This is a genomic window from Streptomyces sp. NPDC002817 (assembly GCF_053592055.1).
In genome coordinates, this window is the sequence record NZ_JBSFUY010000002.1 from 174,684 (window position 1) to 185,445 (window position 10,762).

7 protein-coding genes are annotated in these 10,762 nt (G+C 69.7%); all 7 read right to left on the reverse strand.

The genetic code is table 11. The features are described 5' to 3' along the window. Positions 1–41: 41 nt before the first annotated feature. The 7 genes from ACWD3I_RS03860 to ACWD3I_RS03890 all read right to left on the reverse strand — a co-directional run bounded on the left by ACWD3I_RS03860 (position 42) and on the right by ACWD3I_RS03890 (position 10,735). The gene (locus ACWD3I_RS03860) at positions 42–1,490 is read right to left on the reverse strand and encodes an aminotransferase-like domain-containing protein (RefSeq protein WP_365397039.1); all 1,449 of its coding nucleotides are present in this window, start codon (positions 1,488–1,490) and stop codon (positions 42–44) included. A gap of 63 nt (positions 1,491–1,553) precedes the next feature. Beyond that, on the reverse strand, positions 1,554–2,921 hold the full coding sequence (locus ACWD3I_RS03865; protein WP_307029155.1) for a serine hydroxymethyltransferase: 1,368 nt from the start codon (positions 2,919–2,921) through the stop codon (positions 1,554–1,556). Positions 2,922–2,937: 16 nt separating this feature from the next. Beyond that, complete coding sequence (locus ACWD3I_RS03870; RefSeq protein ID WP_365397036.1) at positions 2,938–4,545, reverse strand: condensation domain-containing protein; 1,608 nt, start codon at positions 4,543–4,545, stop codon at positions 2,938–2,940. 43 nt (positions 4,546–4,588) lie between these two features. Next, on the reverse strand, positions 4,589–5,866 hold the full coding sequence (locus ACWD3I_RS03875) for an ATP-grasp domain-containing protein (RefSeq protein WP_307029159.1): 1,278 nt from the start codon (positions 5,864–5,866) through the stop codon (positions 4,589–4,591). Next, the gene (locus ACWD3I_RS03880) at positions 5,863–6,633 is read right to left on the reverse strand and encodes a thioesterase II family protein (protein ID WP_307029161.1); all 771 of its coding nucleotides are present in this window, start codon (positions 6,631–6,633) and stop codon (positions 5,863–5,865) included. Before ACWD3I_RS03880 ends, ACWD3I_RS03875 begins: the two co-directional genes overlap by 4 nt. After that, positions 6,630–6,809, reverse strand: a complete 180-nt coding sequence (locus ACWD3I_RS03885; RefSeq protein ID WP_171144099.1) for an MbtH family protein — start codon at positions 6,807–6,809, stop codon at positions 6,630–6,632. The genes ACWD3I_RS03880 and ACWD3I_RS03885 overlap by 4 nt, the downstream gene beginning before the upstream one ends. Continuing rightward, a complete protein-coding gene (locus ACWD3I_RS03890; RefSeq protein WP_365397031.1) occupies positions 6,806–10,735 on the reverse strand; it encodes an amino acid adenylation domain-containing protein in 3,930 nt (1,309 codons plus the stop codon). Before ACWD3I_RS03890 ends, ACWD3I_RS03885 begins: the two co-directional genes overlap by 4 nt. Positions 10,736–10,762: the final 27 nt, after the last annotated feature.

Sequence of the window (10,762 nt, forward strand, 5' to 3'; positions counted from 1 at the left end):
CACCGCGTCCGACGGACGGCCAGGCTATGGCGAGATCACCGTCAGGTGATCGACGTGATTGCCTTCAAGTACCGCGACCGGCTGCCCGTGGATGGATCTGCCCGCAGAGCTAGGTCGTCGATCAATCTGTTCAGGCGGTCCAGGCCCAGCGAGATCTCCTCGGGTGAGAGCACGCTGAAAGACAAGCGGATCTGCTGTAAGCCCCCGGATCCCGCGTAAAAGTGGTGCATTGGGGTCCACAGGACGCCGAACTTCGAGGCTGAATATTCGAGTACTTCGTCGTCCGCACGGAACGGCAGCGACAGGACGACGAACATCCCGCCCTGCGGGGCGTTCCAGGAGACCGCGCCATGATGAGGCTGTGCCGACCCGAAGCGACTCTCCAGGCCCTCCAAGACGGTTCGGAGGTTGCGCCGGTAGACATCGACCTCGCGCACGGTGGCACGCTCAAGGCTGCATTGGTTCTCGACAAGGTATCCGCCGATGACGGCCTGAGCCACAGTCGAAGTGTTGAGCGTGACCATGCTCTTCAATTTCGCCAGCTGATCGGCGAGCAGGCTCTCGCGCCGGTCGTCATCGACGACCAGCTGATCTGCGATCACATACCCGACACGGGCCCCTGCGAACACGGTCTTTGCGAACGAGCCCAGATAGATGACCCTGCTGTCTGTATCCATGGATTTCAATGTGGGTGGTTTAGTACCACCGAGCTGGAATAAGGAGTAAGGGTTGTCCTCCAACACCAGCAAGTCCTCGCGCGCAGCCAGCTCCAGGAGCGCAGCCCTGTCGGCAACTGTCATGCTCACGCCGCTGGGATTCGCGAAGTCAGGGACGACATAGCAGGCTCGCGGCCGCAGTCCCTCGGCTCGGGCGGCGTGAATTTGCCGCTGCAGGTCCGCCAGGTCAATGCCGCTCGCGCCCTCGTTGACCGCACGCACCGGCATGCCGACAACCCGGGCCGCGCCGATGAATCCGACATACGACGGCATCGCGGCGAGGACCACGTCGCGGGTATCGCGGTGGAGCGCGCGCAGGACCAGGACCATGGCCTCCTGACAGCCTGTGGTCACGACAACGGACTCGGGATCCACGGTCAGGCCTTCGTCCAGCTGCAGGTGGCTGGCGATCAGGTCGTGAATGAGGCCCTTCGTCCGGCCGTACTGGAAGAAGGTCCGGCGCACCTGTGCCGGTGTCAGCGTGCGCTTCCCTGCGAGGTGCTTCTCGAATGCCGACAGATACCGCGGCAGGTCATCGAGATCATAGAAACCCTCATAGGGGCGACCTGCTGCGAACGAAACCGCGTCGGGGAAGCGGCCCGCGATCTCGTTCAGCAACGTCATCGAGGTCAGCGCCGGGTCATCGACGGACTCGTGCAGATCAGACATCGATATGCGCACCCGCGACTCAGCGGCCGTGCCCAGGGGCTGCTTCGGGTCCGCCGAACCGTCGCCAGAAACGTCCAGGACAGCAAATGGTGCTTCTCCGTACATCTTCCTTCACCATTTCACTTGATTCCGAATCGAACGTGTCCAAACCTGTGCCGGCCAAAGGGATCAACGGCGGGTCACCTCGAGGGGCTGAGCGAGCCCCAGGTGCGAGAGGGGGTGGAGTGCGCACAGTTCGGCGACCTCTGCCCTGACGCGGGCCCGAATGGCGTCGTCCAGGTGCCACTCGCAGGTGCCGGTTGCCTGTACGGACGACAAGACGCGGTCGACGAGGGCTGCGCACCGGCGGATGGCGTCGCCCTCCATGCTCCGGGCGGCCAGGATGTTGGTGCCCAGCCGTAGACCGCTGGTGACTCCGGGTCCGTGCGGGTCGTCGGGGATCTTGTTCTTGTTCACGATGATTCCGCAGGACTCGAGCGCCTGCTCGGCGATGATGCCGGTCAAGCCCCTGCGGCTGACATCGATGAGCACCATGTGGTTGTCCGTGCCGCCGGTGAGGACGTGGTAGCCCGCGGCAGACAGCGCCGCGGCCAGGGTGGCGGCTCCGTTGAGGACGCGCCCGGCCAGCTCCCTGAACCCGGGCTCAGCCGCCAGCGCCAGAGCCCGGCCCTTGGCTGCGATCGCCTGGAGCTGCGGGGTGCCCTGGAGAAAAGGGAAGACCGCGCTCTGGAAGGTTTCGGCGAAGGTCTTGCGAGAGCCGGGTACCGGCATGTCGGCGTCCTTGCCCATCAGGATGAGGCCGCCGCGAGGTCCGTAGAGCTGCTTGTACGTGCTGGTCGTGGTCACATGGGCGATGTCGATGGGGCTCGGGTGCAGTCCGGCTGCCACCAGGCCGGAGATATGGGAGATGTCGGCGAGCAGGACAGCTCCCACCTCGTCCGCCACCGCACGGAAGCGGGCGAAGTCGATCGTGCGGGGATACGCGCTCGCCCCGCAGACGATCAGCTTCGGCCGGTGCTCCTTGGCGAGACGCTCGACCTCAGCGAAATCGATCAGCCCCGACGCGTCGGTGCCGTACCCCACCGAGGTGAAGTAGCGCCCGGAGACCGAGGCGCGGGAACCGTGGGTGAGGTGGCCGCCCGCGCTCAGTTCCATCCCGAGCAGCACATCGCCGGGACCGAGGAGGCTGAAGAGGACGGCCTGGTTGGCCGTACTGCCCGAGTGAGGCTGGACGTTGGCGTACTGGGCACCGAAGGCGGCCTTGGCCCGTCGCACCGTCAGCCGCTCCACCTCGTCCACCACCTCGCAGCCCGCGTGGAACCGGGCGCCGGGATATCCCTCGGTCGTGACATTGCCGAGAACCGTGCCCTCGCAGGCGGCCACGGAAGGGGGCGCGACACTGGAGGCTGCGATCATGGCGAGCGTCTCGGACTGGCGCCGGTGCTCACGATCCAGCAGGGCGTACAACTCGGGGTCCTGGTCGTGCAATTGACGCACACCGAGCTGCGCGTAGGAGGCCAGAGGGCTGGAAGGCATGATGGTCATCGGCTTTCTACGCGTTCTGGAGGCCGGTGAGGGCCGGTTCTTCGGGGCCTTCGGCCATCAGATGCAGCGCGGACAGCACATACCGCAGCAGCTTTTCGGCCGTCCCCACGCCGTACTTGGCCTCGTCGACCGTGATCTCCAGGAGGTGGCCGACGCCCCGCGGGTCGTTGATCACCTCGACGCGGACAGGGAAGCTGGAGGTGTCGCGCAGGTCCTCGTCGGCGGTGATCAGCCCGGTGTCCAGGAGCCGGTCGCGGGCGTGGAAGTGCACGTAGTTGAAGACGGTGGTGAAGGGCGTACCGCCGAGCAGGGAGCGCACTTCGGCGTCGGGGAACCGGCGGTGGGCCAGCAGCGCGCTCTCCGTCTCGAAGGCGCGCCGGGCCGCGGTGTGCCAGGACACTCCGGTCACGTCCAGGCGGAAGGGCAGGGTGTTCAGGAACAGCCCGAGCGTCAGCTCGCTGCCCACCCGCTCCGTCCGGCCGCTCACGGTCAGCCCGATCGTGACCGAGGAGCTCTCGGCCAGGGCCGCCTGCGCCGTACAATTCGCCGCCAGCAGCAGGCTCTTGACCGGAATGCCCCAGTCGGCGCTGAGCCGGTGGATCCGCTCGATGTCCGCTGCCGGTATCTGGGCGCTGATCTTCTTCAACGGGTCGCCCGAGCCGTCGCCCCGCTCCGGCAGTACCGCCCCCGTGTCGGTGCCCAGGCTCTCGAAGTAGCGCTGTGATTCCTCGTCGCGCAGGGCCGCGCGTTCCAGGCGTACGTACTCCTCCGCAGGTGCGGGCTCGGCGAGTCCGAGTGTCTCGCCGCGCAGCAGGGCCGCGTACATGCGGATCAGCTCGCTGCTGAGGACCGACTCGCTCCAGCCGTCGAGCGCGGCGTGGTGGAAGGCGTAGGAGAGCTGGAAACGCGAGTCGCCGGTGACCGCGGCGTGCACGCGCCAGAGGGGGGTTCGCTCGGGGTCGAAGGGCGCCAGTAGATCCCGCATGGTCTTCTCGTACTGCTCGGCTTCGGTGGCCTCGTCCAGACCGGACCGGTCCACTGTCTCCAGCGGTACGGCGACGTCCCGCTCGACCACCTGCATGGCCTCACTGAAGGTCGTGAGGTCGAAGCGGGAGCGCAGTACCGGGTGGCGGCGGGCGATGCGGTCGAGTGCCTGCCGCAGTACGGACGTGTCGAGGGGGAGGGTGACCGTACGGGACACGGCGTCGATGTAGAGGTTGCCGCCGCTGAGCAAGTTCTCGTAGATCAGGCCGAGTTGGAGACGGGTCGCGGGATGGACCGCCTCGGCGCCCGCGGGGATCAGGGCCCGGTCCGCCGGAGAGAGCAGGTCGTCGCCGCAGTCCTCCTCCTCGGGATCGGCCGGCCCGGCGGAGGAGGCACAGGTGCCCCGCGGGGTGGGGTTCTTGAACAGGTCCAGGAGGCTCAGGCGCAGGCCCTGTTCCTTGGCCGCGCCGATGACCTGTACCGCGAGGAGCGAGTCCCCGCCCAGGGAGAAGAAGTCGTCGTCGGGGCCGACATGGGGGACGCCGAGGACCTCTTCCCAGATGCGGGCCAGTGTGTTCTCGTCGGTCGGCCGCTCCTGCTGGGCCGGCCCCTCGGTGATGGTCTCGCTCATGTGTCTGCTGACCTTTCGTGGTGTCGTGGCATCCGGGCCGGCGTCACAGTCGGCCGAGTTCGGCCGCGGTGACCGTCCGGAGGCCGGGCCGGCCGGGGAAGGCAAAGGTGAACCGCAGCCGCGACTCCACTTCCTCGAAAACCGCGGCGAGTTCCTTCAGGCCGGTGGTCTCACCGATGACGACATCGAGGTCCTGGGTCTGCACGCCGCCCGCCAGTTGGGCGCCCCGTCTGGCGTACGGGCGGTGCAAGGTCACCTCGGGCAGCGCGCGGATCTCGTCGCTGCCCGTCACCTCGACCAGTTCGCACGCGTCGCGGGGCGCGGGGTGCGTGATCTGGTAGACGACCCGGTCGGCCGGGAGCGCGGGCACGGTGACGCGTTCGCCGAGGGCGATCCGGCCGGCCAACTCGATCAGGTTCCTGCCGATGGCCCGGCCGGCGAGCTCGTTGATACCGCCGCCCAGCCGCCCGTTGACCTCGATGAACCGGGGCCCGTCGGGGGTGAGTTTGGCCTCGGTGTGCGTCAGACCGGTGGTGATGCCCAGCGCCGCCACGGCACGCCGGGCCAGGGTGAAGACCTGCTCGGTCTCCTCGGGATCCAGCGGCGAGGGCCAGAACCTTCCGGTCTCGCGAAAGGGCGGCACCATGGGGAACTTGCCGGTGACGGCGATATCGGCGATTTCGCCGTCCTGCACGAGCTGTTCGATCGAGACGTAGTCCCCGAACGGCGCGCAGTCCCGCCCCACCAGGTACTCCTCCAGCACCAGGGCCCCGTCCGGGTCGTACCCGGGGGTGCCGGTTGAGAGCAGGCGCTCGACGGTGCGCAGCCCCGCCGCCTCGTCGTCGATGAGGAAGGTGTTGCGGCTGGCGCCTCCGAAGGCGGGTTTGAGCACCGCGGGCAGCCGTACGTGGGCGACGGCGTCCGCCCAGTCGGCGACGGAGTCCACGCGATGGAAACGTACGGAGTCGACCCCGGCCGCGCGCAGCGCGCTGCGCTGCTTCCACTTGTCCGTCAGCATCGCGGTGGTGGCCGGGCTGTGCTGGGTCAGTCCCAGCCGGTCCGCCAGTTCACCGGTGAGCCGCAGGGCCTTCTCGCTGAAGGTCACGATGCCGCCCGGGTCGTGGCCCTGTAACTCCTGCACCGCCTGGTCGAGCGAGTCGATCCACACGAGGGGGGCGAACTGCTCCAGCAGCGGCGCCATGTGCCGTGTGTGGTCGTTGCGCTCGGCGGCGAAGACCCAGGTCGCCCAGTCGCCCAGGCCCACCGCGATGTCGCCGGGTTGGGCGGCACCGAAGTCGTACACCACGATCAGTGGTTTCACCGGGACACCTCTCGTGCGTGGTTGCCGTCCAGGGCGCCGTGGATCAACCCGGTCAGGGTCGGCAGGTCGTCCCGGTAGTAGAAGTGGCCGCCGGGCAGGGTGCGGGTGGTGAGAGCAGCCGTGGTCCACTCGCCCCAGGCGTCCAGGTGATTGCCGGTCACCCAGATGTCGTCGACGCCGCCGACGGCCAGCACCGGGCAGCGGACCGGACGGTTCTCGGGGACGTGCCGGGCGAGCATCAGGTAGTCGGCCCGCAGGACCGGCACGATCAGATCCAGCAAGTCGGGGTCCTCGATCAGCTGGGGGTCGTAGTCGCCGTACCGGGTGATCTCCTTGATCCACTCTTCGTCCGTCATGGCGAGGACCTGGTCGGCGTCCAGGCGTGCCGCGGACGGTGGCCGTGCCGCGGAGGCGACCAGCAGTTCGACCGGGCGTCCGGCGTCCGCCAGACGCAGGGCCAGGGTGTGACCGAGGACCCCGCCGAGGCTGTGGCCGACCAGGACCACGGGGCCGGTGGAGTGTTCCAGGACCGCATCCGCGGCCTCGTCGGCGAGGGCGGTGATGCTCGTCGCCTGCGGCTCCGCGGCGCGCGGTCCGCGCCCGGGGTACTGGAGCACCAGAGCGGCCTCGTCCTCGCGCAGCAGTAGCCGGGGCCAGTTGCCCATGGCGTACGCGCTGCCGCCGGCGAAGGGGGCCAGGACGTAGACGCGGGTCTCCTCAAAAGAGCCGTAGCGCCACAGCGTGGGAGTGGGTTCGGTGCGCTTCACGAGGCGCCGTCGACCACGGACTTTGGGCGGATGTCGGTCCACACCCGCGCGATGTGGGCCAGGCACTCATCCCTCGACCCGGCGAATCCGGTGGCCTCCCAGCCGTTCGGCAGGGCCTTGGCCTCGGGCCAGACCGAGTACTGGGCTTCGGCGTTCACCACGACGGCGTGGGTCATCGGGCCATCTCCTTCGAGTCGGACGATTTCGAGTCGGACGATTCGGATACGGGAACCGTGGTGCGCAGCGCCGTGGCATAGGCGTCCACCAGCGCGTGCATCCGGGGCGCGGTGAAGACCTCACCGCTGAAGCGCCACAGGATCGTCAGCCGGCCGTCGACGATGCTGGGGTAGATCTCGATCGGGAACGGGCGGGGCATGTCCGCGGGCCGGTCGTCGCCCGAGATGTCGATCCGGACATCGCCGAGCGGGCCCGGGGTGCCGCCCGTACCGGCGCCCGCCGCCCCGTCCGCGTGCAGATAGGCGGGCTCGCCCCAGTAGTTGAAGAGCACCTGGGGGACCGGGACGGCGGCGAGCCGGGCGCGCGTCCCGGGGTCGGGGTGGAGGTGGCGCAGCAGGTCGTGATCGAGGCCACGGCCCGGTATGTCCCTGACCAAGCCGGCCACGGCTTGCGCCTGTCCGGCGTCGGCGGGGTCGGCGAGCATCGGCAGGGCGAAGGGATAGGCGGTGTTGAAGAAGCCGACCGTGCGGCTGAGATCGACGTCGTCGAACAGATCCTCCCGGCCGTGTCCGCCGAGCTGGACCTGCAGGGTGCCTCCGTCGACACCGAGCCAGTTCTTGAACCCGGTGCCGAGGGCGGCCAACAGGCCTTCGTACACGGTCAGTCCGGCGCCGGTCGACGCGTCGATGAACCGACGGGTCCAATCCCGGTCGAAGACGAACGTGATCTCCTGGGTGTTTCCCTCGACGCCCTGCGGCTCGGTGTCCGCCACCGGCACACACGCGTCCCAGTCGCGGGTCAGCCAGTAGTCCGCGTTCAGTCGCTCCGGCCGTTCGCGTACGAGTTCACCGAGGCGGCGGGCCCATTCGGTGTAGGAGGTGCCAACCGGATCCAGCGACCCGGCGTCGCCGTCGCGCAGGATCGCCGAGAGCTCCTCGGTGATCACGTTCCAGGAGTAGAGGTCCACCACCGTGTGGTGGACGATCATGACCAGCCGGTCCTCCAGCCCGTCCGCGAGCCGGAACAGCCCGGCGCGGCAGACCGGTCCGGTACGCAGATCGAGGGCCGCGTGGAGTGCGGTCGCCGAGTCGTGGATCCGGCCCTCCACCTCGCTCGCCGCCACCTCCCGCAGGTCGAACTCGGTGACGGGCGGGGCCTCTTCGCCGATCATCTGGGTCGAATCGGCGCCCGCCACGTTGATCCGGGCTCGCAGCATGGGGTGCCGCTCGGCCAGCAGACGCACGGCTCGCGCGGCCTGCTCGGTGGTCACCGAACCGCGCACGGCGTAGAGCACACCGTGGTTCCAGTAGTCCGGGCGCGGCACCTCGCGTGCGAAGAAGGCCAGTTGGGCCGGGGTGAGCGGGGCGGACCCGCGGTCGGCCTCCGATGAAGGGGATACGGCGGCGGGCCGGCCGGCCTCGGCCGTGCGCCATCGGGCGACCCTCGCCAGCGCCTCGACGGTGCGGTGCTCCAGCAGGTGCCGGGGACGCAACTCGACGCCGCGGCGGCCGGCCGCCTGGGTGATTCGGATACCGGTGATGGAATCGCCGCCGAGCGAGAAGAAGTCGTCCGTGACGCCGACGCGTTCGAGCCGCAGACAGCTCGCCCACAGCTCGCACAGCACGGCTTCGAGAGGGGTGCGCGGCGCGGTGTACGCGATGGTGTCCACGCTGCGTTCGGCGGCGAGTGCGCGCAGCGCCTTGCGGTCCACCTTGCCGTTTCGGTTGCGCGGCAGTTCGCCGAGCAGCAGCACCTCGTTGGGGACCATGTAGGCGGGCAGCCGGCCGGCGACGGATTCCTTGACCGCGGCGACAGTCGGAGCGCCGCCGGGCTGCGTGGTGACGAAGGCGACGAGCCTTTCCAAGCCGTCGTCCTTGAGCAGTTCGACGACACCGCGCGCCACCTCGGGATGGCTCTCGACGGCGTGCTCGATCTCGCCGAGTTCCACCCGGCGGCCCCGAAGCTTGATCTGGTTGTCGGCCCGGCCGAGCAGTTCGACACTGCCGTCCGCCCGCCACCGGCCGAGGTCACCGGTCCGGTACATGCGCCGGCCGGGCTCGGGGGCGAACGGGTCGGGCACAAACGCCGCGGCGGTCAGTGCGGGCTGCCCGATGTAGCCGCGGCCCACGCTCTCGCCGCCGATGTGGACCTGCCCGACGACACCCGGTGGCAAGGGCTGAAGATCAGTGTCCAGAACATGGACGCGGACGTTGGGCAGCACCTTTCCGATGGAGGTGTACATCCCCTCGTGGGCGGTGACCGGCCCACCCGTACTGTCGTCGGCCACCTCCGCGGGGCCGTAGGCGTTGAGCAATTCCACCCCGGACATGACGGTGTGCCAGCGCCGGGCCAGTTCGCCGCTGAGCGGCTCACCCGTGGCGATCATGCGCGGCAGGGTCGCGCGAACGGCCGCCGCGGAGCCGGGCTCGTCCTCGAAGTGACTGAGGAGGACGGCGATGAAGGTGGGGACCAGAGCGAGGCAGCCGAAGCGGTGGCCGACCGCCATCGAGGCGAGCGCCGCGGGGTCGCGCACCACGTCATCGGGGACCACACAGATCGTCGAGCCCGCGGTGAGGCCCGCGAACATCTGCCAGATGGACAGGTCGAAGGTGAGAGGCGCGGTCTGCGGGACCTCCACGCCGGGGCGCAGGCCGTAGTCCGGTACCCGGGTGGCGAGCAGGTTGAGGAACGAGTGGTGCTCCACACCGGCGCCCTTGGGCGTGCCCGTCGAGCCCGAGGTGAAGATGACGTAGGCGAGATCGGCGGGCGCGGCCGGGGGACCGAGCAGCTTGCGGATCGTCTCGGGGGCGTACGTCCCGGCGGCCGACTCGGCCTCCTCGCGCAGGTTCTCGGGGCTCAGCCGGGTCGCGTCCGGATTCTGCGCCACCTCCACCTCGTCCCCCGCCACTACGACGCGGGCGCCGCTCAGCAGCCGGTCGCGGCGTTCGGCGGGCATCTCGGGGTCCACCGGTACATACGCGCCGCCGGCGAACAGGACCCCGACGGCCATGACGAGGAACCAGGCGCTGCGCGGTGCGACCAGTGCCACCTGGCTCTCGCGGGTGACTCCCGCGCTCCTCAGCCGTAGCGCGACGGCCGTGGCGTCCGAGCACAGCCGGCGGTAGGTGAACGACTCGTCGCCGTCGTGGACGGCGATCTCGTCCGGACGTGACTCGGCCTGGGCGAGCAGCAGTTCGCGGTACGGTGTGCCGCTCTTCAGTTCCGCCGTCTCGTTGAAGGCGACCAGTACCCGGTGGCGGGTGGCGTCGTCGAGACCGCTGATGTCCGCGAGGCGGCGATCCGGGTCGGCCAGGCCCTGCTCCAGCACCGTGGCCACACCGGACGCCAGCGCCCGGAGCCGTGCGGTGGGCAGCAGCGAGGAGGTCACCGTGATCTCCTCGGCGTCGATGCCGAGGGACACGGCCTCGTCGCCGTCCTGCTGGGCAGAGGTCCCTGGGCGAACTCCGATGCTGAGCGCCAGGTCCCCTTCCCGCAGGTCCTTGAGGGTGACCTCGTCGACGGCGCCGTGGGGGAGGGTCTCGGCGACCGCGGACCGGACGCTGCCCAGCCACTCGCGGAAGGTCGCACCGGGCTTCGGCTGAAGGTGTACGGGATGGCCGTGGCCCAGGGGAGCACCGGCCAGCAGGGTGACCGCGCCGTCGGCGCCGAACCGGCGCAGCACGAGGGCGGCGGCAGCCGCGGCGGCGGTCCAGTACAGCAGGGGTTCGCCGCCGGTGATCCGGGTCAGGTGGGCGCGGGTGGCGGGTGTGAGGGCCGCCCGGGCGGTTCCTGGACCGCCGGGGAGGGGGTCGTGCGAGCCGCCCAGGGCTTCCGCCGTGGCGAGCGCTCCCTCGCGTAGCCCGTCCCGGCGCTGCAGCCAGAACTCGCGAGAGGCGAGGCTGGTCGAATCGGTGGTGGTGTCCACGTGCGGGTTTCTCCTCTTCGCGGGCCT

Coding starts and splice junctions, on each gene's coding strand:
- ACWD3I_RS03870 (WP_365397036.1), bottom strand. CDS start 4,545: ATGAGCGAGACCATCACCGAGGGGCCGGCCCAGCAGGAGCGGCCGACC.
- ACWD3I_RS03885 (WP_171144099.1), bottom strand. CDS start 6,809: ATGACCCACGCCGTCGTGGTGAACGCCGAAGCCCAGTACTCGGTCTGG.
- ACWD3I_RS03860 (WP_365397039.1), bottom strand. CDS start 1,490: ATGTACGGAGAAGCACCATTTGCTGTCCTGGACGTTTCTGGCGACGGT.
- ACWD3I_RS03865 (WP_307029155.1), bottom strand. CDS start 2,921: ATGCCTTCCAGCCCTCTGGCCTCCTACGCGCAGCTCGGTGTGCGTCAA.